This window comes from Sodalis praecaptivus, from assembly GCF_000517425.1.
GTDB classification, from domain to species: Bacteria; Pseudomonadota; Gammaproteobacteria; order Enterobacterales; family Enterobacteriaceae; genus Sodalis_A; species Sodalis_A praecaptivus.
This window is the reverse complement of record NZ_CP006570.1, coordinates 67849-92240: the sequence shown is the minus strand read 5'-3', so window position 1 is coordinate 92240 and position 24392 is coordinate 67849. Positions and strand designations below refer to the sequence as shown.

The window sequence follows — 24392 nt, the reverse complement described above, 5'->3', positions numbered from 1 at the left end:
CTCTCCGCCGGCGGGAACATCGCTGTGAAAACACTAACGCTTTGTGTTGTTACCGTGACGCTGCTAGTGATATTGGTGGCGCTGCCGCTCGCGTTTATCGTACTACAGGGGATTTTCCCGCAGTTCAGCGCCGGATCGCTTCGCGGCGCCTTTAGCGGTGTCGTCCCCCTTGTTCACGATGCGCAGCTACCGGCCATGCTGGGCGGCACGTTACGCATTGCCGCCGGCGTGGCGCTACTGAGCGCCCTCATCGGTTTGCCGCTCGGCGTCGTACGCGGCCTGTTTGATCTGCCGGCGCCGCGCGTGTGGGATCTTCTCTTGCTGATCCCCTTTCTCACCCCGCCTTATATTGCCGCACTGTCCTGGATCCTGGCGCTGCAAACCCGCGGTTATGTGATGCAGTTGACCGGCGTCGATTTCAACGCCTTGCTGTTCAGCCAGGCAGGGATGATAGCGGTGATGACTTTCAACATTTTCCCGGTGGTCTATTTCGCCGTGTCGCGCAGCCTGCTGGCCAGCGGTCAGCGTCTGGCCTGGGTGGCGCGCGTACACGGAGCCAGCGCCTGGCTGGCATTTCGGCACGTCACGCTGCCGCTGCTGGCGCCGGCCCTGGCCGCCGGTATGCTGCTGGCGTTTACGCTGGCGATCGAAGAATACGGCGTGCCGGCAGCCCTCGGCAACCGCGCTGGCGTAGTGATGCTGACGGTGGGCATTGAAAAAAAACTCGCCGACTGGCCGATTGATTTGCCCGGGGCGGCCCTGCTCTCGCTGCTGTTGATTGCCATTGCGCTGTGCGGCTGGTGGTTACAGCGCCGGCTGGTGAGCGATAACGATGTCACCAGCATTACCGGCAAACCGGCGGCCTTCCACGGCGCGCGCCTGGGCGCTGCACGTACGCCGGTGATAATCGCCCTGGCGGCGGTGGCGCTGCTGGCCGTGGGCGTGCCGGTAGTATCGATGACGCTAACCGGCGTGATGTCCACGTTATCGGGCGGGCTGTCCTGGGCAAATCTGACCGGTGGGCATTATGCGGCGTTATTTGATCAAGGGGGCGATGCTCTGACGGCGCTCAGTACCAGCTTATCGCTGGCGCTGGCGGCGGCCATCATCACCGGTCTGCTGGGGTTATTGGCCGCCTGGCTGACGGTGGTGGCACGGATTACCGGTCGGACGATGATCGATGCGCTGTCGCTGCTGCCCGCGGCGCTGCCGGGAATTGTTGTCGGCGTCGGGCTGATTTTGCTATGGAATCGCTCTTTTTGGCCGATTTCGCCCTACAACACCTGGGTTATATTACTGCTCGCTTATTGTTGTCTACTGATCCCCTGGCCGGTGCGTTATGTCGGCAGTGCGCTGCGCCAGTTAGGCGCTAATCTGGAGCCCGCCGGCCGGGTTCACGGCGCTACGCCGTGGCAGGCGCTTTGGCATATTGTGCTGCCGCTGGTATTTCCCGCCTTGCTGGCGGCCATGCTGATGGTGTTCGCTATCGCTGCGCGCGAACTGGTCACCTCGCTTCTCCTCACCCCCGCCGGGACACAAACCGTTGCGGTCTTCATCTGGCGGCAATTCGAACAGGGCTCAGTGGGCCAGGGGATGGCCATGGCGACGCTGACGTTATTTACCGGGCTTGCGTTGATGCTGGTCGCCCTGCGGATCTTGCAGCGTAACGGACAGCAATGACCCCTCATCTTCTGAACTTATTGCACCATAACGTGGCATAGGCGGGGGATTTAGCACCAATACAGTGCAATCCCATCGCTGACGTACGCCTGCACCCCGCGCCGGTGCGGGAGATCTTTTCTGGCACTAATCTTGCAGTCTCATTTTAAGGTTCTTTGTCCCATTTTATGAGACTTCACATGTCTATCCTTGAAACTAGCGCCCAAATTTTGCAGCTAATGATTTCTCTACAGCGCGGCATCCGCGTGAACGACGTCATCAGCCACCTGCAAATGCCGAAAAGCACCGCGTCACGCGTCGTGAATCAACTGGTACAGTACGGTTATCTCGAAAAGGACGAGGCGCAAGGGAATTTTATGCCCGGCGCGCTGCTATTGGGCGCGGCACATATTGCCCGTCAACAGGTGCCCCTCAATGAGCGAGTGGATGCCGCGCTGCGTTCGCTTTGCGAGCGTACCGGCTGCACAGGCTATATTTCGCTGCTGGATAACCGCGAGATTCTGGTGTTGCGCGTCATCCATGGGCGTCATCCCCTACCGGTGGTGACTTGGCCTGGCTCGCGTTCTCCGGCCTGGGGTACCTCTACAGGACGGGCCCTGCTGGCCCGGTTCAGTGACGACGAGCTTGATGAATTCTTTGCCTCTCCCCACGTCGCGACACAACTTAACGGCGCCCACCAGAGCGCCGACGGTGTCCGACGTTTGATTCAGCAGGCCCGACAAGAGGGTTATGCCACCGCAATTAATGAATCGGTGGCCGACACCGCCTCGGTGAGTTGCGCCGTCGGCGATCCCGCCACCCATGAAGCGGTAGCGTTTTGCCTCTCGCTACCCCAGTCGCTGGCGCACCCGGAAGAAATTGCTCGGTTGGCCGGCCTGTTGCGCGACGCCGCCCGCCTTATCGCCTGTAAAACGGGCGACACGCGGGTGACCGAGACCCCCTGATTCCATTTTCAATACCAGGAGAAACACCCGTGAGTCCATCCACCACCCCCAACGGGGAACAACAACCCGAGCAGGAAGCGCACCCGCGCAGCTTTGATCCCGCGACCCTGCTGTTGCTGCTGGCGCTTAGCGTATTTGGGGCGATCATCGGCGTACAACTGCTCACCACGCTTGGGGTAACGCCCAATACCGCCATTATCGGCGCGATGGTGGCGATGATTATTGCGCGTATTCCACTCAACAGTTTCCTGCGCTTTCGCTCAATCCACATTCAAAATCTGGCCCAAAGCGCCACCTCGGCGGCCACGTTTGGCGCGGCGAACTCCTTGTTGCTGCCTATTGCGATCCCATGGCTGTTCGGCCGGCAAGATCTGGTGATGCCGATGTTTATTGGCGTGGCGCTGGCGATGCTGCTGGACGCCTGGTTGCTGTATCGGCTGTTCAATACGCGCATTTTCCCGGCCGTCGGGGCATGGCCGCCGGGTATCGCCGCCGCTGAATCCATCAAGGCCGGCGATAAAGGCGGTAAACAGGCGGCACTGCTGAGCGTGGGTATCCTTATCGGCGCGGTGGGCTCCTGGTTTAAATTCCCGATGGCGGCGCTGGGCACCGCATTTATCGGCAATATTTGGGCGCTATCGATGCTGGGCGTGGGTTTCTTGTTGCGGGGATATTCCGCGCCGCTGTTTGGCGTAGATATCAACCAACATTATCTGCCGCATGGCGTCATGGCCGGCGCCGGCCTGGTCGCCCTGTTTCAAATCGTCAAACTCATCCGTCACAATAAGCACGACGCCGCGCCGGCAGACGCTGACGAAGTGAATGCGCTGGCGATAGACCAGAACGCGCATATCGGAAAAACGCTGCGTTTCGGTGCGCTGGGTTTTATTGCGATCGCCGCGTTGATCGCCCTCGGCGGCGGTCTTTACAGCGAGCTCTCGCTACCCTGGCTGCTGGCGTTTGTGCTCTATGCCGCGTTCGCCGCCTTCCTGCATGAAATCATCGTTGGCTTAGCAGCGATGCACTCCGGCTGGTTCCCCGCGTTCGCCGTGGCGCTGATTACTCTGCTGGTGGGCATTTTGATCGGCTTCCCCCCCGTGGCGCTGGTGATGTTGTGCGGTTTTTCCACCGCTACCGGCCCGGCGTTCGCCGACATGGGTTACGACCTGAAAGCGGGTTACATTTTGCGCGGCAAAGGTCAACATACCCGACTAGAGCTGGAGGGCCGCCGCCAACAACTGCTGGCGGCCATGTTGGCCTTTGTCGTCGCCATCCCGGTGGTGCTGTTTGTGTTCCAGGACTATTTCAGCCGTGGTCAGGTGCCGCCGGTGGCGAAAGTGTACGTGGCGGCCATCAACGCCGGCGTGTCCGCCGATATTGCCAAATCGTTGCTTATCTGGGCCATCCCTGGCGCCATCATCCAGCTTATCGGCGGTCCGGGTCGCCAGATGGGGGTGCTGCTGGCGACCGGCCTGCTGATTAATAATCCCCTGGCGGGCTGGGCGGTAATGATCGGTATCGCTATCCGCGTGTTGGCCCTGCGCATCTGGGGTGACGCGGCGCGCAACAAGATGGAAGTGCTGGCGGCGGGTCTTATCGCCGGCGACGCGATTTTCAGTTTCTTTAGCTCGGTATTGCCGGGCGGTAAAAAATAAGCCCTACAGAGGACACCACCATGAGCTTACAGCAAACATTGCAAGTTTTTGAATTACTAGACAGCGCCTGGGCCAGCGGCGAGAAAGTGCAGGCCCTGCTGGCTGATTATCCCGATGTCACCGTAAGCGTGCAGACGGTGAGCGGCGCCAAAGGGAAAACCGATTTCGTCAAAATCGTTATCCCCGGCAGCGCCGGCAAACGCGGCGGCGGCAGCGCGCCGACGTTAGGTATCGTCGGCCGTCTGGGCGGTATTGGCGCGCGGCCGAGCCGTATCGGGCTGGTATCCGACGCCGATGGCGCGGTGGCGGCCATTGCCAGCGCGTTGAAATTGGCGGAGATGCAGCGCCAGGGCGACAGCCTGCCGGGCGACGTTATCGTTACCACCCATATTTGTCCGGATGCCCCGACCCGTCCGCACGATCCGGTGGACTTCATGGACTCGCCGGTGGAAACCGAAGACATGAATGAACAGGAAGTGTCGGCAGAGCTGGACGCCGTGCTCTCAATCGACACCACCAAGGGTAACCGCATTATCAACCATAAGGGCTTCGCTCTCTCACCGACCGTGAAAGAAGGCTACATTCTGCGCGTGTCGGAAGATCTGCTGCGGATCATGGAGATGACCACCGGCCAATTGCCGGTCACCTTTCCGATCACCACTCAGGACATCACCCCCTACGGTAACGGCGTCTATCATCTGAACAGTATTTTGCAGCCCTCTATTGCTACCCGCGCCCCTGTGGTCGGCGTCGCTATCACCGCCGTCAGCGCGGTAGCGGGCTGCGGCACCGGCGCAAGCCATGAAACCGATATCGCCCTGGCCTGCAAATTCGCCGTGGAAGTCGCCAAAGAGTTCACCCGCGGCACCTGCCGTTTCTTCGATAGCGCCGAATATCAGCGCCTGCTGGATCTCTACGGCTCGCTGGCGCATTTGCAAAAACGTCAACCGGGGGTCTGAAGATGGCTATCAGCAAAATCGGCACGTTAACTATCGGCCAGGCGCCGCGCCCGGATATTGCGCCCCTGTTGGATGCCGCCCTGCCACCCCAGGTCGCCTGTATACATGCGGGTCTGCTGGACGGCCTTGACGATGAGGCCATCGCCGCCCGTTTCGCCGTACAGCCCGGCGGCGCGGTGCTCACGTCACGCCTGCTGGACGGCCGCGCGGTCGTAATGGACAAAGCGGCGGTGGGTACGGCCGTGCAGGAGAAAATTCATGCGCTCGACGCGCAAGGCTGCGACATTATCGCGCTATTGTGTACCGGCGAATTTCACGGTTTAACCACCCAGCGGGCCTGGCTTATGGCGCCAGACCTGATTCTCCCCGCGACGCAAACTGCATTGGTGGGCCAACGCCGTGCCGGGATCCTGGTGCCCCTGGCCTCACAGATCGACAGCGAAAAAGAGAAGTGGCGTGGTTTGGCGGTCGCGCCGGTGTTCGCGGTGGCCTCGCCTTATACCGCCCCCGAAGAGGAGGTGGCCGCCGCGGCGCGCTCGCTGGCGCAGCAGGGCGCCGAGGTTATTTTGACCGATTGTATGGGCTACACCGCCTGGCACAAAGACATTTGCGCGCGCGAAGCCGCGCTGCCGGTGCTGCTGGCCAATCAATTGCTGGCGGATTTGATGCGTAACCTGTTATGAGGCAAAAGTATGGATATCCTGCTGTTCAGTAACTCGATGCTGCCCGGCGCGTCGTATCTGGCCTATGCCCAACCCGTGATTAACTCGGCGCTGCGCCGGCGTCGCAACGTAGTATTTATTCCCTTTGCCGGCGTCACCACCTCTTGGGATGCCTATAGCGCTAAAGTTACCGACGCGCTGGCGGCGCTAGACCTGAACATCGTCGGCCTACATCAGCAAAAAGATCCGCAGGCGGCGATTGCGCAGGCGGATGTGGTGATGGTTGGCGGCGGCAATACTTTTGCTCTGCTGAAAGCGTGCCGGGAGCGCGGGCTGCTTGAGCCGATGCGCCAGGCGGTTGCGCGCGGCGCACTCTATATCGGCTGGAGCGCCGGCGCTAACCTTGCCTGCCCGACCATTCGTACCACAAACGATATGCCGATTGTCGACCCTGGCGGCCTGGATGCGCTGAATCTGGTGCCGTTGCAAATCAACCCGCACTTCACCAACGCGTTACCCCAAGGCCATCAAGGGGAAACCCGCGAGCAGCGCATTCGCGAACTGTTGGCGGTCGATCCTCTTCTGGAGGTGATCGGCCTGCCGGAAGGTAACTGGATAGCGGTGAGCGACGGCCAGGCGCGGCTGGGCGGCGCTAATCCGACGTTGCTATTCCGCGCGGCACAGCCGGCCGTCACGCTGGCCAACGGCCATCGTTTTTACTAACAGGAGTTCACTATGCTGGGTATTATCCGGGTGTTAACCCATGATGATCCACATTTTGTGGAAGAGCACGGTCGCCTCATTCACCAAGCGTACGCTATCGCCTCCGTCAGCCGCTGTATTCCCGATCAGCGCAAAGGCATCTATGATGCCGAAAGCCAGGCGCTGGCAATACCTAAGATTGTGGCGCTGGGACAGGCGTTGGAAGCTGAGGGCTGCAATGCCCTGTTTTTAAGCTGCGCCGCCGATCCGGGACTGGCGGCGCTGCGTCAGGCGGTCAACCTGCCCGTGATCAGCGCCGGCAGCGCTTGTGCAAGCGTCGCCGCCCTGCTCAAGCGCCCGGTGGCGGTGATGGGCATTGGCGCCGAGGCGCCCTTGCCGTTTAAACAGTTGCTGGGAGCGGCGGTCAGCTATGCACGGCCTGAAGGTGTGCTTAACACCACCGATCTCTTAACCGCTCAAGGTCGAGAAAGCGCGCTGGCCTGCGCCGACGGGCTTTATCGCCAGGGGGCCGAAGTCATTGCCTTTTCCTGTACCGGTTTCTCAACTATCGCCCTGGCCGACAGTATCCGGCAGCATTTGGGCAAAATCGCCATTGACGCGGTCAGCGCGGCAGGACTGTTTATCAGTCAGTTGGCGCCCAGCCGCTAACGTAGTCCCCAGGGGGGGCGGTGGCCCAGCCGATGTTGCACCAGCAGCGACGCCGCATGCCCGTCACGCGTCAAGGACGGCGCTCGCCATCGACCAGGACGGTACCGGCATCACCCCGCGATTTGATGCAGCGCCTGGGCCAATTGAATGATGCCCGGTTCGATATGGTCCGGCGCGATGGCGTGAAAACCGAGCCTAAAGAACGGCTCTGGGGCATTCGTCCCGAGAAAGTGGGGTTTACCCGGCTCAATCAACACCCCCCGGTGCGCCGCCAGCCACGTCAATTGCGGGATGCTTACCCCTTGCGGCGCTTGGAGCCAAAACGCATTGGCGTGATCGCTTCCTTCGCTGCGTCGGCACTCCGGTAGCCAGCATGTCAGCGCGTGATCCAGGCTATGCCAACGTCGGGCAGAATCCTCGCGATAGCGGTGTAAATAGGTTTCGTAATACCCTTGGGCAAGGAAGTGCGCCATTTGATGTTGGATATTGGTCGGAGGATGACGATAGGCAAGCCGGCGCAGCGCGCGTAGCTCATCCACCAATTCCGCCGGCGCCACCAGATAGCCCAGCCGCAACCCCGGCGACAGCGATTTTGACAGACTGCTGACATAGATCACCCGGCTGTGGGTATCTCGGGCTTTAAGCGCCGTCGGCGGATTGGCCGCGAAATTAAGTTCGGAATCATAGTCATCTTCAATGATGATCTGATCGTGGCGACACGCGTGCGCCAGCAGCGCGGCGCGGCGCTCCTGCCCCATACAAACGCCGGTGGGGGCCTGATGACTAGGGGTGACATAAAAGTAATCGCAGCGACGGGAAGCCTCGCTGAGGCAGAGTCCGTCGCTATCAAGATGATGGGGTACAATTTGCGCCCCCTGTAGCGCAAAGGCGTTAATGGCTTCACGAAACACCGGATTTTCCACCGCGATGCGCGTCTGGTGATTGAACAGCAGCAGCGACAGCATATGCAGCGCATTCTGCGAGCCAAGGGTAATCAGGATTTCATCGCTGCGGGCGATAATGCCGCGCTTAGGTAGGATCCGCTGGCGTATCTGCTCCACCAGTAGCGGGACATCCTGATCGATATTGTCGTACATCCAGCGCTGATCCCGCCGCACGCCGGTAATTCGCCGTAACGTGTCACGCCAGTGGTCATAGGGAAACAGCGTGCTATTTGGCTGCCCGTAAATAAAGGGATAAGGATAATTCATCCACAGCGCCGGTTTCATCACGGCGAAAAAGTTGCCGGGGCTGACATTTAACCGCTGGCTCCAAACCGGCGCATGCTGCGTTTGCCTGACGGTCAGCGCATCCGGCACCCGCTCTGCCCGTCCGTCCGCGGCGTGGTCGCGGCAATAATTCTGATGCAGGTAGTAGCCGCTGCGCGGCCGGCTAACAAGATAGCCATCGTTAAGCAGGCTTTCGTATACCAGCGCGACGGTATTACGGGAAATCGCCAATTGCGATGCCAGTTTCCGGCATGAGGGCAGCGGCTTGTCGGGCAAAAAGATCCCCGCCAGGATGGCGGCGATCAATTTTTCCCGCAGTTGTTCCTGGAGGCTGCGGTTTACCACAAAATCGACATGAATACTGTGTGTTGTCATTCCACTGCCTCGGTTGCCGCATGATGAAGATAACACCGTCGCTGAGCGCGGTAGGGTCGCGTGTGCGGAAGGGATTAAAAAGGACAGCAAGGGTATACGTTAGGACACGACCTAGTCCCTCCCCGCGTTAACGCGGAAGCGAAACGCGCGAATTGACAGCAGACTGTCGCCACCTACCCTCCTGAGATCTCCCGCGTTGCGCCCCTACTTTACAAACCGCCGCGCTGGCATGAATAGGGACAGTTGGCAGGCAATCCTGAGACACACTCAGCGACAACCGAGCCTCAGCCCTAGTCCGGTAGCGGTCAATCTGTCCACACCCTGCGCGCGGTAGAGTGAATGCCGGCGGTCGGTCAGTTTGACGGCGATAAGCGGGACAGGTTTATTCGTCCAAGGGTAAACGGATAGTTCATTACTTTATTATTGGGGAAATAATGAATGAAACAACCCCGCCCGATAAAAACATAAACAGTTCTGAAATGAAAAAAATCTCAATTTAAATAATTTTTGTTTTAAATAAATAATTCTTTTATGATGCAAATCATCTGTACAACACCCTTTGCCGCGCCCGTCGCCGATAAGCTATTCGACGCTATTCCCTTTGCGCGACGACGGGGCGTTAATGCCGCAATGAGATGATCTCATCCACCGTCTAATAAAAAAAGAAGCGTAACGACAACTATGTGTTATAGGAGGAAAGTCACCTTGGAAATCATCACAACAAAATTAAATAATGGCATCGCCGTGACATTGCGCACTGCGGCGGCGCAGGTCCCGGGACCGATAATCATTCTTTGCCATGGGTTTTGCGGTATTCAGCCGATCCTGCTACCGGCCTTTGTTAGCGCATTCACCGACGCGGGATTTCACACTATCACGTTTGATTATCGTGGCTTCGGCGACAGCGATGGTGAACGCGGCCGATTGGTGCCGGCAATGCAGATTGATGATATTCTCGCGGTCATTGCTTGGGCCAAACAACAGACGGGGGTCGACGGGACGCGTATCGGTCTGTGGGGGACATCGTTTGGCGGGTGCCATGTCTTTGGCGCGGCGGCGGATAATCCCGATATCAAATGTATTGTCAGTCAGTTAGCCTTTGCCGACGGCGAAAAAATCGTTACCGGCAAAATGAAAAATGCCGAGAAAACCGCGTTTATCGCCACCCTGGAAAAAATGGCGGAAAAACAGCGTCTCACCGGAAAAGAAATGTTCGTCGCTATTACCCGCGTGCTCAGCGACGATGACTCAAAAGAGTTTTTTGAGCATAATAAGATCCTATTCCCGGCAATGGATATTAAAATTCCCTTCCTGACGGTACGGGAAACGTTGCGCTATAAACCTAAAGACAATGCCGCCAAAGTGACTTGCCCTACGCTGGTTGTGTTGGCGGAAAAAGACAGCGTCAATCCCCCCGAGCAGGGTATAGAATTATATAATGCCCTGCGATCCCGCATCAAGCAGCTCTATATTGAGCCCGACGCCCGTCATTATGATATTTATAGCGGTGCGTGTTTCACGCATGTCATTGCGGCCCAGACCGCATGGTTTAAACAACATCTTTGATGTTGTTAAGCCGGGGATAAAAATATCAACACGTGTTTTTGATGTCGCAGCCTGCTGATGCAGGGTGCGTCGATAAAACGTTTTCATTCTAACGGGACCGTAACGTTCAGGAATAACCCGGTGATGGTAAGGCGCCGCGGCATTCGGGCCAGCGACGAACCGTTTTCACGCTGCGCTTCGGCGCGGGTAACTTCAAGCGCATTTCCCCGCAGTTTACGGGCCTAAGGAACAAGGCGCGGTAAACTGCACACCTCCCCGTTAAAGCTTCCTTATTGGGCAAACTTTTGCCCGGTTTTGGTTCACGTTCTGCGATAGTGGCAAAGACGCACGAGACGCCCCCTGCTGTCCAATCAACATTACGGCAAGAAAAACCTCAGGTTAAGACTGCGGTTACCCTAGCATAATAAATCTTATCATCCGCAAAATCCCTTTTGACGACATTAACGTTTCTAACATCCACGTGAACCGTCAATCAATAATATAACACGTTTACTTTATACGAGAGACCCTGGTAAGAGAATGTATAAAAGCGTTAAGAAATTTAACACCTACCTATTCCAAAAGAAAAGAAATCAAGGAGATTTATGATTATATCTCAGGTTATTCATTTATTTATTGGTTGCTATGCTCACTTTAGACTGCATGTAAGGTTTATGAGAATTAATGAATAAATGATGTTTCCCAATGGGTATTATTGAAGTGACATGCTGGATAGGCTAACGACTCTATGAACCTATAGGAAAATGAACACAATAATAATATACAGGGGTAGTTCCGGAGCTGGACATGGATTGTATGAATAGACAAGATCTTATGTTTATCCTCGATAAGGGGGTAGTATTTATTCCTGAAAAACGACGATTAGTCTCAAATGGAGGAAGATCAATTGAGCTATCTGAAAACAGTTATCGTTTTTTGCTGTTACTACTTAAAGGTGAGACGGACAAACAAAATCTGATAAATCAAGTATGGGCAGAACAGCGAGGTTCGGTCAGCGAAAGTAGTTATTATGGCCAGCTTTACCTTTTGCGCAAGGCATTTAACTTGGTAGGACTGCCCAACTCACTGATCAAAACAATCCCTCGGAAAGGTGTCAAGTATGTTGGTCATGTCACCAGCAAAGTTTACCAAGAATCATTATTGACGACACTTGAGGACCGCGCGTCTGCTCCCACCCACACATACGAAGAAAAGGAAAAAAAATATACCAGCACGCCCGCGCCAGTTCACACAGGAAAAACCAGCCGAATAACCAAACAGCTCAAAGCCACCATGTGTGATTGGTACCAATGCCGCAGTTGGGATATTTTTGTTTCTCTCCTGGCCGTGCTGGCGATGTGTTGGCTTACCACCCTGATTTTCACCATATTTTTCCTACTCAATAAATGATGGTGAAATGCTGAGACTTTCTGAGGTCGCGATGAGGACAATTAAGAGTGACACGGGTAAGAATAAGGGCTTCAACCAGGGTGTGGTTACCCGAAGATACAGTTTGTAACCATTCGTTCGTTAGTCTTCTCGCTTGCTAACGTGTCGCACCCTGTGTTGTCGCACCGTATCGACCCCCATTGCGGGGGCGAACAAAATAACCTAATCATATAATATACATTAATGGAACAGGAAATGCTGTCAGGAATGAAAGCAAAGAAGATCTTTATCGGTTTCCCTATGCGTTGTCGTCATCTCATTAGCGATCAACGCGGCGTCACGACCATCGAATATGCCTTAATCGGAGTGGCGATGGCCTTATTAATAACGATGGCAGTGGGCAAAGGCAGTGTCTTTAGCGATAAAATGAAATTAGCGTTTGACAATATAGGCAATGGGGTCGCAAACGCCACAAGTCAAATAGATCAAGATCTTGTAGGCGGAAAGCAGGGTCCAAAAGGCTAGATAAACAAGGCCTAAGCTAAATTTTTATTAGAGCCATAGTCAATTAAATTTAAGCATCGGGATCAATGATTTCCTCGGAATACGCCGTTTACTAAACTAACGACGGCGGTGAAGATCTTCCGCTAGATGATCCTGGGTAATAAAGGGCGGATTAGTTGGCCAGAGGCTGGCGCAAAATGTGAGAGAGACTCAATAAGGAGGTGTAAACATGGCAAGGGTGGATAAGCGAACTCACGTGCCACCCTTTTGCAAATGTGACACCCTGCTGAGGCAAGCGGTTAAGTACTAGGGATCATGCAAAGGAAGAGAAGCGGTGACGATAGCGATTCTATTAACCAGTGGTATGGTGATTTGCTTACTGGTGCGCATCGCGGTGACAGATATTCGCGCGCGGATTATCACTAATTGCGATATTGCCTTACTGTTTGCCGTACTGTGCACGATAAATTTAATCACGGGAAAGATGCCAAACATGGTTCTCGCGCTAGTCGTGCTCGGCACAGGGCTGCTGCTTTTTATGGGAAATTTAATGGGGGGAGGCGATGTTAAGCTATTAGCGGTTATGTCATTAGCTTTTGACTGGCGTGCCTACCTGTCATTTCTCTTCCTCACCGCACTGATAGGCGGATTCATTGCACTGGCAGGCATCCTATTTTTTCGACAAGCAACATTACGCCATGGCGTACCCTATGGCGTTGCAATAGCCGCCGCATTTCTGTTGTCTGACACCTGTCATGCGATTATTTTTAAGACCGGGATTTTTTCATGAATTACAGATGGTTATTTATATTATCTATTGTGGTGACGGCGGTAGGTTTTGTCGGCATATTTATGCAACTGCAACAGACTAACGAAGTCAGTCAGGACGCTGGAAGCGTCATCCTGACGGCCGAGGCGTCAAAAGACCTGAAACCAAATGACCTTTTAACGGAACAAGACTATACCTTAAAATATATCAAGACCCCAGATGCTGATAATGACAAACGCGATATCAGCAAAATAAACAATGGTGTTATTGCAGGCTATCGACTCAGAGAACACGTAGCGAAAGGAGCACATTTCACCATGGCGGTCCTCGAACAACCGATAAGCCACATCGTTGCCGGTCATCATCAACTTCCTTCTGGGGTGATTTACCATTTCCCCATTAGTAAAAAAGACGAGTATCTACTGACCTCTGTAAATAACGGAGACACCCTCTCGCTTTATATCAGACTTACTGAAGTGCGCAGCGCAAACCAGATTACACTTAATAGCGGTGAAAGTGAGAGTTATGGCGTCAATGAAAATAAAGACCATGTCCTGTACCGTCTCTATGAGCATATTCCGATTATCAACATCGAGCGACACCCTCCAGAGGGGAAAGCTAAAATCACGGATGATGAGCCTTTGGGAACCGTGGCATTAAAGCTCACCACTGCGCAGTTAGCCGAGATAAAAGTTCTGGAAAGCATGGGCGAGATATTACTTTTACCCAACGATGAGAAACAACTTGTCTCATCCAGAGTAAGTATCAAAAAAGTTCTACCTCAATTCAGCAACGTAAAGGAATTGAGAGGATAACGGCAATGCCTATCTACAAAAAACAAACATCACGTCACCCTTTAGGTTGTCTTATAGCCATAGGCGTATGGATTTTCATTAGCTCGATTTCTTATGCCGGTGCAGCTGAAACTTACCTCGCACCGGGGGATACTCGCGTCATTCAAGTGCCACAGGCGGTTGATACCATTTTTATTTCGTCACCTGACATTGTCGATTATAAATTAGTAGGACAAAACAACATTATTACTTACGCAAAAAAGGCCGGCCGGGGGGATCTTATCGCGTTTGATATACAGGGTAAACAGATATTAAAAACAACATTAGTGGTAGATCAGCTGCTCAGCGAGCTACATAATCGAATTTCCAAGGAATTTCCTGACACTTATGTCCATTTGTCAAAGATAGGCGATACTTACATTATTTCGGGTGAGGTTAACACGGAGGACGCTTACGACAGGGTTAACCAAATTGTCGCTAATACCCATGGCGCAGAGAAAACCATCAATAAATTACATAAGCCATTGACCAACCAGATAAACGTGAAACTTTCAGTGGTCGAGGTAAAGCGAAGCCTAAATGAGCAATTAGGTATCGATTGGAAAACCCTTACCGGCTTGAATGGTATGAGCGATAAGACTTCGGCCGTCCCTATTTTTAAGAAATTCAATGCTGAATCGATAATCAAACTGGTACAAGCCATCAAAGATGAAAACATGGCACGAATCTTAGCGGAACCGAATCTGACGGTACTGTCTGGGGAAACGGCTGAATTTCTAGTCGGCGGGGAAATCCCCATCGTCACCAGCTCGAATAATGGCAGTACCGTCACCTATAAGTCTTACGGCATCAAGCTTAAAGTGGGCGCTAAAGCGCGCGATAGCCAGCATATTCGTGTGACGCTGAATGAGGAGGTCAGCAGTCTCTCTAAGGATTATGTCGCCGGCACCGCCACGACGTTACCCGGGCTGACAACGCGTCAAGCAAAAACCACGGTAGAACTGGCCGACGGCGAAAGTTTCCTGTTGGCCGGGCTCATCAGCAATGAAGAAATGCAAAGCATGTCGCAACTCCCTTTCATCGGCGATGTGCCTATATTAGGGCCATTGTTCCGTGTTGCCAACACCGAGCAAGAGCGCAAGGAGTTAGTGGTTGTGGCAACCGTAAATTTAGTACAGCCAAGCTTTTCCCATCACGTCCCGTTACCGAATCTTAAACGCTCACCGACGTGGGCCAGATTTCTCAATCTCAGTAAGGTTGCTGATGAGAATGACCGCAAACGGGTACAGGCTTTTATCGAAAAAGGCGGATTCATTGAGTGAACTTTTTAAAGGTTTTACAGCACTTCAATTCTATGCTCAGTTGCAAAAGGGAAAATAACCAATCAGGGAGACTATTATCGTTGATTGACTACCAATTCCGGTGTTAGTACAAATCAGTATTGTGGGGTGCCATTGGGGACGAAAACAATAGAGAGCCAATAAACAAAGATCACTTGCCTATTGATTAAGGATATATAATGTTATTATTCCCGCGAGCATCCAGTACCCACAGTAGTAAAGAAGTGAAGCCATTTTATCTATTATCGCCACGATCGGAGATTATCCAACAATTAAGTCAACAGCTGCGCATGACTGGGCTTGACTCCATCCAAGGTATAGAGGGCGATATCTTACATCAAGATGCCATTACCGTACCGGCACAAGCGCAGGGTATCATCATTGATATCGGTGATTGTGATCAATCAGATCGGGTGATACAAGCGATACGCGCGCGCTTTCCTTGTGAAACATGGTGCAGCGTCATAGGAAATAGCGACTCGATTGCGCTGGCGCAATCCTTTGCGCATCATAACATTTGCTATTTTAATATCCGCTCACAGCTAAATGAGCTCATTCAGGGGGCTGTGGCTGGAGTGCATGCGAAAACCAACCGTCTGGCGATTGGCATCAGTGTATTAGGGTGCAAAGGAGGGGTAGGCAGCACAACCATAGGCTACCAACTGGCTAATCAAATTAGTTCCCTCAAAAAAATGTCGGCATTATTTGTACAAGGGGCTTATGGTTCGCGCGACCTGGATTTGCATACCGGGAAAAAAATGACCGCTGAAACCACACCGGTACATAAGCATTTGGACGTCATGAACGGCAAAACGCCATTGCTACCCGATCTGTCTCAAGACATTATGCAAAAGTATAATTTTGTCGTTTTTGAACAATCCATTGGCTTCGCCGAAAAAGAATTGCTGCGTGACCTCACCGAAAGCTCTTCATGGGTCATTTTAGTGATTGACAGGTCGATGGCCGCAGCGCGCGTCGCCCATAACATGGTTGAAACTATGCAGATAGCGCAGCGTACGAGCCCTATGTCCAGACGATTAGTCATATGTTTGAATGATATCCGACCTATTGTGATGGATACATTGGCTCAGGATGATATTCAATCCCTTATAGCGCATCCCATTGACGTGGTTTTCCCCTACAGTGCCTCTGGACTCAAAACGCCCACATCGCGCTCACGCTTTGGCCGTAAAGTGGCTCCCATTGAGCAGCTCGCCAATGAGGTGCTTGGCGTTAACCCACCGCGCCGTTCGTTGTTTAACGCACTCTGGACTAATAGGGAAAGGTCGCGCTAATGGATATCAGTCTGTCATTGCAAGCAACGTTACGCACTGAAGTCCTGCAAAAAGTGGAACTGGATAAAATTGAAAAGTTGGTACACAACCGTTCTGCCCTCGTTGAGGAAATGAATCGGGTGCTGGAACGTCTAAGTGAATTACGCAACGATTACCTATCTACCTCCTCACAGCGTCAAATGGCGGAGTTGATGGCGGATGAGATTATCGGTTTTGGCCCATTACGTCCCCTACTTGAAGATGAGACTATAAGCGACATTTTGGTCAATGGCCCCGATGATATTTATGTCGAGCGATTTGGTAAGTTGGAAAAGGTGCAACAACGTTTCATCAATAATGCTCAACTTACCGACATAGCAAAACGATTGGTCCAGCGGGTTGGCAGGCGATTGGATGAAGGACAACCGCTTGTGGACGCGCGGCTTGCCGACGGTAGTCGGCTAAATATCGTCATATCACCCATCGCTATTGATGGAACATCTATTTCGATACGCAAGTTTGGTAAAAAGCACCTTCATTTACAGGATCTTATCAACTCAGAAGCTATAACAGCACAGATGGCGAATTTCTTAGCCATTATCGCGCGTTGTCGCCTTAACATTATCATCTCGGGCGGTACGGGGTCGGGAAAAACCACGCTGTTAAATGCATTGTCCCATTACATTGAAGAGAGCGAAAGAATTATCACCCTTGAAGACGCTGCTGAATTACGGCTTATGCAGCCTCATGTCGTGCGCCTTGAAACTCGGTTGGCGGGCGTGGAGCATACCGGCACAGTCAATATGCGCGCTCTGTTAATCAATTCATTACGGATGCGGCCAGACAGAATCATCGTCGGTGAGTGTCGCGGCGAAGAAGCCTTCGAGATGCTACAGGCAATGAATACCGGTCACGACGGTTCAATGTCTACACTGCATGCGAATAATCCCCGTGATGCAATAGCCAGGCTGGAGAATATGGTCATGATGGCAAGCGATAATATTCCGATGACCACGGTAAGACGTAATATAGCTTCAGCTGTCAATATCATTATACAGGTATCGCGATTAAGCGATGGCACACGAAAAATTATGGATATTAGCGAAGTCATGGGCATCGAAGGGGATCATGTTATTTTACAATCTATCTTTAGCTTTGAAGGACAAAGCGGCCGTAACGAAGAAGGAAAAATTAGAGGAAGATTTATCAATAATGGTCTCCTGGTACGGTCAGCAATTATGCGAAACGCAGTAATGTTTAATCTCGACAATGAGTTGAAGAAAATATTTTCCCTGGAGTAGACATGTATTTCCTCATATTAACCATAGGCCTGTTGTTGTTGATATACAACCTCTGCCGATGGCGTCGTTTCAGACTTGTTTTTAGCCAGGCTCAGCTTAGCGGCGTTGAACACTCTTCACTACGCTTACCCTGCAAGAAGGTGTTCACGGAGTGGTATGGTTATGCATTAAAGGGAAAGCAGGGTCACGAACGTTTGGGACTGATTATCAGCATAGTCATGTTTGCCATTGCTCTTGCCATCAATAGTGTTTGGCTGCATATCCGCTGCTGGTGGTTTTTTCCCGTCCTGATATGGGTACTCTTTATGGGTCAATTGCATTTAGGTCGCAGGGTACATCGTAAAAATTTTGAAAATAATTTTCCCGAAGTACTTTCCATTGTTAATGCGGTGGTGTCAACAGGCAATAGCGTGCAACAGGCGCTACAGCGCTGTGGCAACGCTATCCCCGGTCCGCTAGGCGCTACCTTTGATCGCATTGACCGCAGATTGAACCTTGGCGAGGAGCCTGATCGCGTATTTTCTGACGCCAGGCAGGAATTTCGCTTCCCCGAGTTTCATTTTTTTTCGATTGTCATACTCGTCAGTATGGACCGCGGAGGGCAACTCAAAGGTCTCATAGGCCAAATATCACGTATCATCAATAACAACAAAAAGATCTCAAGAAGAAAAATAGCATTAACCTCAGAAGCGCGCACGTCGGCTAAAATAATAGCCAGCTTGCCTCTCCTTTATTTGATCGGCATGAAATATTTCAAACCGGATGACCTTGAATTCATCTTATCCGACCCTATCGGGAGATATGTTTTATATTACACCTTGGGGAGTATTGCGCTCGGTAATCTCGTCAATTGGTGTCTGCTGAAAAGGGCAACTTAATGCAAATAATTTTCGGCTTATCCCTAATTTTAGGGAATACCTTATTGATGCTGACTTTTTTTGAACGTAGTAAGGTCACGCGTTTGAAAGACGCCATTGAGCAAAGGCCAGAATCGGCCTCTGAATCGGATGAGAAAGCTTACGATTATGTTAGCGTAATCGTTAGTCTCAGCCCGGTTATTTCGTTCTTCTACAGCATAGATCAAAAAGTCAGCCAAAAAATAAGGGTGCTTTTAGTGACTCTCTTTTCTCTGTTAGCTTTAAAATATTCGGCAATTATCGATATAACGGTAGACGCTTTAGCTATGATGATGGGTTTAGCCTCAGCGTTGATTATTTTGCTTCCCGGTTTGATAGTAAAATATCTGGTCAGCAATAGAAAAAAAGCCTTACAAGATGCCTTACCCTATTTCGTTGATTTGGTTGCTGTTTGTGTACAATCGGGCATGACGGTCGAAAGCGCGCTCAAATATACCAGTCTTCAATTCACGCCGCTGGATGTTAATTTGGCCACACTGATCACCCATGCGGGAAAAAGAGCTGAAGTGAGCGGCCTTGAAGATGCTTTAGGCAGTTTATATCGCGCTATCGATCTTATTGAGATGCGGATGTTTTGCTCATGCCTGTTACAGAGCGTGCGCTATGGTGCATCGCTTTATGAGGCGCTCTCTGAGTTAGCCAAAGATATGCGTGAAATGCAACTTCTGCAGATGGAGGAAAAAATCGGCAAGCTTTCGGCAAAAATGAGCGTGCCCCTCGTTATTTTCATCATGCTTCCTATCGTGGTTTTGATTATCGCCCCTAGTCTTCTAAGGATTATGCAAAATGGCATTTCATCATAAAAACATTGGTTTGTGCGTTATAGTCTTACTGTTAAGCGCCTGCGCTTGGTTCAAGGACAGCACCGGCCTGACCTCGTCTCTGCAAGAAGACATTTACATTAAAACCAAGAACTATGCCGATCTTATCTCTCTTTATCGCAACGAATTAAAGAACAATGAAGATAAAAAAGTTCGTTTTAAGCTGGCCAAGCTTTATTACTTAGATGGCGACTATCGCTCATCCCTTCTCTATTTAGAGCCTTTACTTAAGGATCAGGAACTACCGGTTTATCATTTGCAAGCGCAAAATTTGATTTCGATGAAAAACTATAACATCGCGATAAATGTGTGTGCAAAAATACTCAAGATCGACCACAAAAATGCCGAGGCCTATAATTTGCAAGGCGTGGCGCAATCACTCTCAGGCCGGCTCTCGGACGCTAAACGATCTTTTATCACCGCTCGTCAATTTTTCATCGCTGACGAAACTGCCAATAACAACCTGGCCATGGTTTCATTGATGAATCAGGAGTATAAAGATGCGGTCAATCTTCTTTTACCCTTATATGTTAATGGACATAAACACCCTCAACTGGTGCATAACCTGATCTTTGGTTTGGTAAAAAGCGGTGATCTTTACCACGCCAGGCTCATTCTTGAAAAAGAGAAAATATCAGGCGATATCGATACCTTGTTGGGTGCCCTTGAGCGCGTTGACTTACTAGAACTCAGGAGAGGCTGATCTTGCGCCTGCGGCAATTTATTTCAACGCGACGTGGTGTTGCAACCATTGAATTTTCGCTTACCGCATTGTTGTTCTTTACGCTCATGTTATTTTTTGCTGAAATGATGTCTATCACATACATTTCCGCCGCAATGGACTTAGCCATTTCGGAAGCCGCCAAAAAGGCTAAAAATTCGTCACCCGCAGCGAATACACACTACGCGGACGCATTTGAACACGCTTTATCTCAAAGACAAGGCTTGCTGGAGCGTTTAATGCCTGCCTCGGACATCACGGTTGAAGCGCATTATTGCAACTCGATTGCTGAATTAAAAACCGCATGTTCGTCAAAACAGGCTGAGCATAACCGTATCGCTCGTTACAAATTTAGCTATCACTATCGGCCTTTGTTTTTTCCTTACCCAACGTCCTGGGCGAACAAAATTACTACGCGAGAGGTCATCTTTGTACAAGAAAGTCAGAATATGCCCAATTATCACTAATCAGCATGCCTCAGTTGCCGTCGAATGCTGTTTGATGATTTCACTTTTTGGTTTCTTATTAATTTTCTTGATATTTATCACGGTGTGTATATCGACACAAGGAAAATTAGACCGCCTGAGTTATTCTCTGGTCGGCATACTGCGTGAGCGTACCGTCCTTTACCCACCCCATCAGCCACTGTCATCCGCAGACGTAGAGGAACTTTATGCGGTCGCAAAAATAATATTGCACGACATGCATATCAACGGCGATTTATCGAATTTATCAATCAAAGCAGAGGAATTGGTTTTTCGCGGCGATAAAGAAGCCAACAATACCCTGGTAAACCGCACGTCCCTAGCTACCGGGAGCGCCATTGCCGAATATCGCTTTTTCCGTGCCGGCAAGAAGAACAATAACTGTGAGGCCCCCGCCAGATTGGATACGCTGGGGACACTGTCTCCTGATAATAACCTTTATGGCAAACAGCCTCTCTACCAAGTCACTCTTTGCTATCAAATCGGTATGAGTAACACCTTTAACAAGCTTGGCAACATAACCGCTTACGCTATTGCAGTTGCGCGATAACCTGCGCAAATACATAACGCAGAATGACAGGAATAACCATGTGGAGAATAAAAGTGAAGCAGCGTCTTCGTCTGTTATACCATAACGAACGCGGCTCCTATGCCGTGTGTTGCGCATTATTGTCAACGCTCATGGTCACGCTCACCGCATTTGGCCTAGACGGTGCCCACTTCTTGAACCAAAAAGCCCGGCTTTCGGATGCGCTAGAGCAAGCGGCGCTGGCGCTCACCGCCGAAGATAGCCCTGAAAAGCGCGGCAATGTTGAGCGACATCGCCAGCTTGCCACGGAATATGTTCGGGCGTATATGCCGCAGCTGAAGGGAATGCCGAGCATTGAAGTTAGCGTTAAGCCCTCGGGCAGCGATCGGGCCAATGCAGACTATGTTGAGTATCATGTCCAGGCGCAAACCGTTCACCACGCTTGGATTGCATCCGATTTGTACCAAACTTTTCCCGCCTCCGTGGGCGTTGCTGACAATGCCGTGGCACAAAAGAAATTTACCTCTAACCAACGAAAAGACATTGTCTTTGTTTTAGATGTTTCTTCCTCAATGAATGATTTTTGGTGCGAGGACGAGAACAACAAAGTTCGCGCTTTAGACTTTGAAAAAGGGGGCATGAGTGAAGATGTCATAGAGCAAAACACCGGTTGTATAAAAAAAATTAACCGATTGAAGCGTGATGCTATGAGGGAATTCCATAACATTCACCGTCTCGATAAAAACAGCCGCATCGCCATTGTGCCTTTTGATGCAGGGGTACTTTACCAAGAAAAGTGTTATATGCCGTTAGTGATGAACACAGGTTATCACCCTATACAAATGTTTTATCTTTCCGATAAGGCTCGCAGTCTGCAAAATATTCCTGAAAGTCTAGTCAATAAGTATCAATTATCAACCTATGCAGATGCTCACCGCACTCTTTCATTGTACCAACTTGTGGATATCAAAAATTCACTAGAATATAAAAATAAGCTTTTATTCACTAAATCTGGTATAAATTCTGCTGGTCAACTCCCTTTTTATCAGGAGGAGGCCGGAAGGATGATGCGTGTTGCTGGTGTTGAACATTATAATCACCTGTCCCATCTATTGCTTATGGGCTTTCATCGACCGTTTAAAGATAAACACGGTGATATATTTCAGGATTCGCTAGTTAACGATCATTACTTGCCAAAGCTTTTCAGAAATCTCTGTTTAGGTGGTTCCCCCAACAATGAGGCCTTACTGCTTACCAATAACATCACTCAGTTGGAACATAAAATCAAGGGTATCGGCGGAGGCGGCAATACCGTGGTGTTGTCCGGGATCCTTTTTGCCTCACGGCTTTTGAGTGAAGAAGACGATAAGCACACCGTCAAAAAAATAATTTTCATTAGTGACACTGAAGATAACCATATTGACTTCACTAATGACTTTATCCGTCAAGGTCTCTGTCGGGATGTCAGGTGGCAACTTAGCGTGATACCGATATCTCACACGCCTAAAATAAAATGGAATGCGTGCTTACTCTCTCCAGAGACCCGAACTAAGACCGTAGATGGCATGGATATACCCATACCAGCAGTGACAAAGCCTTCAGAATTTGCGACCTCCTTAAAAGAAGCTGTTCATGGTAGCGAAAAAATAGGACACAACATCGTAAAAGACTAATAGTGACAACGTTCTTTTAGCCTGGCGTCGCCATGGGGCCCTATTGGCGGCGCCGTCGAAGACAGGGTCTACCGTCATTGCGCGCGCCTAAGCGACGTTAGCTGCCGTTAGGTGTTTCCTCCAGACGACCATCTTCGATAGCCGCTGGAGAGGGCGCCCTTAACGCTTCGCGCAGCGCCTTGACCCTGGCGGGCGTGATCGTTGCCGCAGACGGATGACCAAACTGTGCGCTGACAAAATTGCTCAGCGCCGCGACCTGTTCATCCTCGAGCCATTCGGCAAACGCAGGCATCATCACCGTGGTAGTTTGGCCGCGACGCGACACGCCGGTGAGGATCACCGCGACGACGTTGCGGCTGTCGTAAGCCCCTGTCGTGGTATGGTGAAACAGCGAAGGAAAACCCTCGCCGTCGCCGTTACCCTCCCCTTCGCCGCCGTGACAGGATGCGCAGTGGCTATTATACAGTCCAGCGCCGGTTGCGCTGGAGAGCCGTCCGGCGCGCAGGGCGTAGACCGTGGATGAGGCCGTTCCCCAGCGATCCCGCGGCCGCGTTTGCCTATTATCTCGCACCGCCGCCAGGGAGCCGATGTATTCCGCTATGGCCAAACGGTCCGTTTCCGTCAGGTATTGCAGGCTTTGTTCAATTGCTTCGGCCATGCCGCCGGCGGCGGACGCTTTACCCTTAATACAGCCGCTTTTTAAATAGCTTGCCAATTCCGTTCGGCTCCAGGTGCCGATGCCGGCGTTACGATCCGGCGTAATATTGAAGGCCACCCAAGCTCCCAAATCCCCTCCCCCGAAGGCTTTGGCATTGTCCATGCCATAGGTGAAGGTACGAGGGGTATGGCATGTGCCGCAGTGTGCCAGCGCTTCGACCAGATATCGGCCGCGGTTCCAGGCCGGCGTTTGTGCGCTTTCATCTCTTAATTCGCCGCGCGCCAAATGAAGCCAGCGCCAAACCGTTAATCCCCAGCGTTGATTAAAGGGGAAGGAAAGCTCCGTTGACGGTACGGAGGATACCGCCGGCGGCAGCGACATGAGATAGGCTTTAATCGCCAGGACATCCTCGCGTTTCAGCTTGGCGTAAGCGTCATAAGGCATGGCGGGATACAACAAATGGCCATCTTGGCTGACCCCTTCGCGAACCGCGCGGACAAAAGCCTCGTCGCTCCAGCCGCCGATCCCGCGGATCTTATCGGAGGAAATATTTGTGCTGTAAATGACGCCAACGGGCGTGGCCAACGGATAACCGCCGCCAAAATCGAGCGCTGCGCCCGGCGCGGTGTGGCAGGCGCCACAATCGCCGGCGAGCGTGAGGTAACGGCCGCGGGCGATGAGATCCGCCGCGGGGGGCTGCGGCGCCTGGGCTTGCGCCCCGCTAACCGCCAGGAGCAGGGCGAGCAAGCGTGTTCTTAAGCCATCATTGCCCATCGTGTCCTCACGTCGCCAACGAC

The 24392-nt window shown here is 51.8% G+C and carries 23 protein-coding genes; 21 read left to right on the top strand and 2 right to left on the bottom strand.

From position 1 onward, the window contains the following. Nucleotides 1–24: 24 nt before the first annotated feature. The 7 genes from SANT_RS21330 to SANT_RS21300 all read left to right on the top strand — a co-directional run bounded on the left by SANT_RS21330 (nt 25) and on the right by SANT_RS21300 (nt 7271). Entirely contained in the window at nt 25–1680 is a 1656-nt protein-coding gene (locus tag SANT_RS21330) for an ABC transporter permease (RefSeq protein ID WP_025424251.1), read from the top strand. Nucleotides 1681–1859: 179 nt separating this feature from the next. Next, a complete protein-coding gene (locus SANT_RS21325) occupies nt 1860–2624 on the top strand; it encodes an IclR family transcriptional regulator (protein ID WP_025424250.1) in 765 nt (254 codons plus the stop codon). A 29-nt stretch (nt 2625–2653) separates the two neighbouring features. Next, nucleotides 2654–4279, top strand: coding sequence for an OPT/YSL family transporter (locus SANT_RS21320; RefSeq protein WP_025424249.1), 1626 nt, complete (start codon nt 2654–2656; stop codon nt 4277–4279). A gap of 20 nt (nt 4280–4299) precedes the next feature. Then, nucleotides 4300–5238, top strand: coding sequence for a DUF1177 domain-containing protein (locus SANT_RS21315; RefSeq protein ID WP_025424248.1), 939 nt, complete (start codon nt 4300–4302; stop codon nt 5236–5238). A 2-nt stretch (nt 5239–5240) separates the two neighbouring features. Continuing rightward, a complete protein-coding gene (locus tag SANT_RS21310; protein ID WP_025424247.1) occupies nt 5241–5921 on the top strand; it encodes an AroM family protein in 681 nt (226 codons plus the stop codon). A gap of 9 nt (nt 5922–5930) precedes the next feature. Next, nucleotides 5931–6623, top strand: a complete 693-nt coding sequence (gene pepE / locus SANT_RS21305; RefSeq protein WP_025424246.1) for a dipeptidase PepE — start codon at nt 5931–5933, stop codon at nt 6621–6623. Nucleotides 6624–6635: 12 nt separating this feature from the next. Beyond that, nucleotides 6636–7271: an aspartate/glutamate racemase family protein gene (locus SANT_RS21300; protein ID WP_025424245.1), complete on the top strand. Its 636-nt coding sequence runs from the start codon at nt 6636–6638 to the stop codon at nt 7269–7271. 110 nt (nt 7272–7381) lie between these two features. On the opposite strand, the gene SANT_RS21295 is transcribed toward SANT_RS21300, so the two are convergent. Beyond that, the gene (locus SANT_RS21295; protein WP_025424244.1) at nt 7382–8875 is read right to left on the bottom strand and encodes a PLP-dependent aminotransferase family protein; all 1494 of its coding nucleotides are present in this window, start codon (nt 8873–8875) and stop codon (nt 7382–7384) included. A gap of 705 nt (nt 8876–9580) precedes the next feature. Here SANT_RS21295 and uilS point away from each other — a divergent pair. From uilS to SANT_RS21225, 14 genes are all read left to right on the top strand, one after another. Then, the gene (gene uilS / locus SANT_RS21290; RefSeq protein ID WP_025424243.1) at nt 9581–10441 is read left to right on the top strand and encodes a UilS family quorum-quenching N-acyl-homoserine lactonase; all 861 of its coding nucleotides are present in this window, start codon (nt 9581–9583) and stop codon (nt 10439–10441) included. Nucleotides 10442–11236: 795 nt separating this feature from the next. Next, nucleotides 11237–11830 carry a winged helix-turn-helix domain-containing protein gene (locus tag SANT_RS21285; RefSeq protein WP_025424242.1) on the top strand — a complete coding sequence of 198 codons (594 nt, stop codon included), beginning with the start codon at nt 11237–11239 and terminating at the stop codon, nt 11828–11830. A gap of 222 nt (nt 11831–12052) precedes the next feature. Beyond that, a complete protein-coding gene (locus SANT_RS21280) occupies nt 12053–12334 on the top strand; it encodes a Flp family type IVb pilin (protein ID WP_335328944.1) in 282 nt (93 codons plus the stop codon). Nucleotides 12335–12647: 313 nt separating this feature from the next. Beyond that, entirely contained in the window at nt 12648–13103 is a 456-nt protein-coding gene (locus SANT_RS21275) for an A24 family peptidase (protein ID WP_025424240.1), read from the top strand. Further along, nucleotides 13100–13897, top strand: a complete 798-nt coding sequence (locus SANT_RS21270) for a hypothetical protein (protein ID WP_025424239.1) — start codon at nt 13100–13102, stop codon at nt 13895–13897. Before SANT_RS21275 ends, SANT_RS21270 begins: the two co-directional genes overlap by 4 nt. Nucleotides 13898–13902: 5 nt before the next feature. Next, the gene (locus SANT_RS21265; protein WP_025424238.1) at nt 13903–15198 is read left to right on the top strand and encodes a type II and III secretion system protein family protein; all 1296 of its coding nucleotides are present in this window, start codon (nt 13903–13905) and stop codon (nt 15196–15198) included. A gap of 197 nt (nt 15199–15395) precedes the next feature. Further along, the gene (locus tag SANT_RS21260; protein ID WP_025424237.1) at nt 15396–16511 is read left to right on the top strand and encodes a hypothetical protein; all 1116 of its coding nucleotides are present in this window, start codon (nt 15396–15398) and stop codon (nt 16509–16511) included. Continuing rightward, nucleotides 16511–17791, top strand: a complete 1281-nt coding sequence (locus SANT_RS21255; protein WP_025424236.1) for a CpaF family protein — start codon at nt 16511–16513, stop codon at nt 17789–17791. Before SANT_RS21260 ends, SANT_RS21255 begins: the two co-directional genes overlap by 1 nt. A gap of 2 nt (nt 17792–17793) precedes the next feature. After that, the gene (locus SANT_RS21250) at nt 17794–18669 is read left to right on the top strand and encodes a type II secretion system F family protein (RefSeq protein WP_025424235.1); all 876 of its coding nucleotides are present in this window, start codon (nt 17794–17796) and stop codon (nt 18667–18669) included. A gap of 47 nt (nt 18670–18716) precedes the next feature. Further along, nucleotides 18717–19511, top strand: coding sequence for a type II secretion system F family protein (locus SANT_RS21245; protein WP_158500177.1), 795 nt, complete (start codon nt 18717–18719; stop codon nt 19509–19511). Next, on the top strand, nt 19495–20232 hold the full coding sequence (locus tag SANT_RS21240; RefSeq protein WP_025424233.1) for a tetratricopeptide repeat protein: 738 nt from the start codon (nt 19495–19497) through the stop codon (nt 20230–20232). Before SANT_RS21245 ends, SANT_RS21240 begins: the two co-directional genes overlap by 17 nt. 2 nt (nt 20233–20234) lie before the next feature. Continuing rightward, the gene (locus SANT_RS21235; protein ID WP_051440259.1) at nt 20235–20717 is read left to right on the top strand and encodes a hypothetical protein; all 483 of its coding nucleotides are present in this window, start codon (nt 20235–20237) and stop codon (nt 20715–20717) included. A 34-nt stretch (nt 20718–20751) separates the two neighbouring features. Beyond that, complete coding sequence (gene tadF / locus SANT_RS23100) at nt 20752–21285, top strand: tight adherence pilus pseudopilin TadF (protein ID WP_051440258.1); 534 nt, start codon at nt 20752–20754, stop codon at nt 21283–21285. Between the two features lie 38 nt (nt 21286–21323). After that, nucleotides 21324–22937: a TadE/TadG family type IV pilus assembly protein gene (locus SANT_RS21225; protein WP_025424230.1), complete on the top strand. Its 1614-nt coding sequence runs from the start codon at nt 21324–21326 to the stop codon at nt 22935–22937. Nucleotides 22938–23034: 97 nt separating this feature from the next. Here SANT_RS21225 and SANT_RS21220 read toward each other — a convergent pair whose 3' ends face one another. Next, nucleotides 23035–24369 (bottom strand): cytochrome c, encoded by a 1335-nt coding sequence (locus SANT_RS21220; RefSeq protein WP_025424229.1) that lies wholly within the window; start codon nt 24367–24369, stop codon nt 23035–23037. Nucleotides 24370–24392 lie beyond the last annotated feature (23 nt).

Coding starts and splice junctions, on each gene's coding strand:
- SANT_RS21325 (WP_025424250.1), top strand. CDS start 1,860: ATGTCTATCCTTGAAACTAGCGCCCAAATTTTGCAGCTAATGATTTCT.
- SANT_RS21315 (WP_025424248.1), top strand. CDS start 4,300: ATGAGCTTACAGCAAACATTGCAAGTTTTTGAATTACTAGACAGCGCC.
- SANT_RS21310 (WP_025424247.1), top strand. CDS start 5,241: ATGGCTATCAGCAAAATCGGCACGTTAACTATCGGCCAGGCGCCGCGC.
- pepE (WP_025424246.1), top strand. CDS start 5,931: ATGGATATCCTGCTGTTCAGTAACTCGATGCTGCCCGGCGCGTCGTAT.
- SANT_RS21300 (WP_025424245.1), top strand. CDS start 6,636: ATGCTGGGTATTATCCGGGTGTTAACCCATGATGATCCACATTTTGTG.
- SANT_RS21295 (WP_025424244.1), bottom strand. CDS start 8,875: ATGACAACACACAGTATTCATGTCGATTTTGTGGTAAACCGCAGCCTC.
- SANT_RS21285 (WP_025424242.1), top strand. CDS start 11,237: ATGAATAGACAAGATCTTATGTTTATCCTCGATAAGGGGGTAGTATTT.
- SANT_RS21280 (WP_335328944.1), top strand. CDS start 12,053: ATGGAACAGGAAATGCTGTCAGGAATGAAAGCAAAGAAGATCTTTATC.
- SANT_RS21270 (WP_025424239.1), top strand. CDS start 13,100: ATGAATTACAGATGGTTATTTATATTATCTATTGTGGTGACGGCGGTA.
- SANT_RS21265 (WP_025424238.1), top strand. CDS start 13,903: ATGCCTATCTACAAAAAACAAACATCACGTCACCCTTTAGGTTGTCTT.
- SANT_RS21260 (WP_025424237.1), top strand. CDS start 15,396: ATGTTATTATTCCCGCGAGCATCCAGTACCCACAGTAGTAAAGAAGTG.
- SANT_RS21255 (WP_025424236.1), top strand. CDS start 16,511: ATGGATATCAGTCTGTCATTGCAAGCAACGTTACGCACTGAAGTCCTG.
- SANT_RS21250 (WP_025424235.1), top strand. CDS start 17,794: ATGTATTTCCTCATATTAACCATAGGCCTGTTGTTGTTGATATACAAC.
- SANT_RS21245 (WP_158500177.1), top strand. CDS start 18,717: ATGCTGACTTTTTTTGAACGTAGTAAGGTCACGCGTTTGAAAGACGCC.
- SANT_RS21240 (WP_025424233.1), top strand. CDS start 19,495: ATGGCATTTCATCATAAAAACATTGGTTTGTGCGTTATAGTCTTACTG.
- tadF (WP_051440258.1), top strand. CDS start 20,752: ATGATTTCACTTTTTGGTTTCTTATTAATTTTCTTGATATTTATCACG.
- SANT_RS21225 (WP_025424230.1), top strand. CDS start 21,324: ATGTGGAGAATAAAAGTGAAGCAGCGTCTTCGTCTGTTATACCATAAC.
- SANT_RS21220 (WP_025424229.1), bottom strand. CDS start 24,369: ATGGGCAATGATGGCTTAAGAACACGCTTGCTCGCCCTGCTCCTGGCG.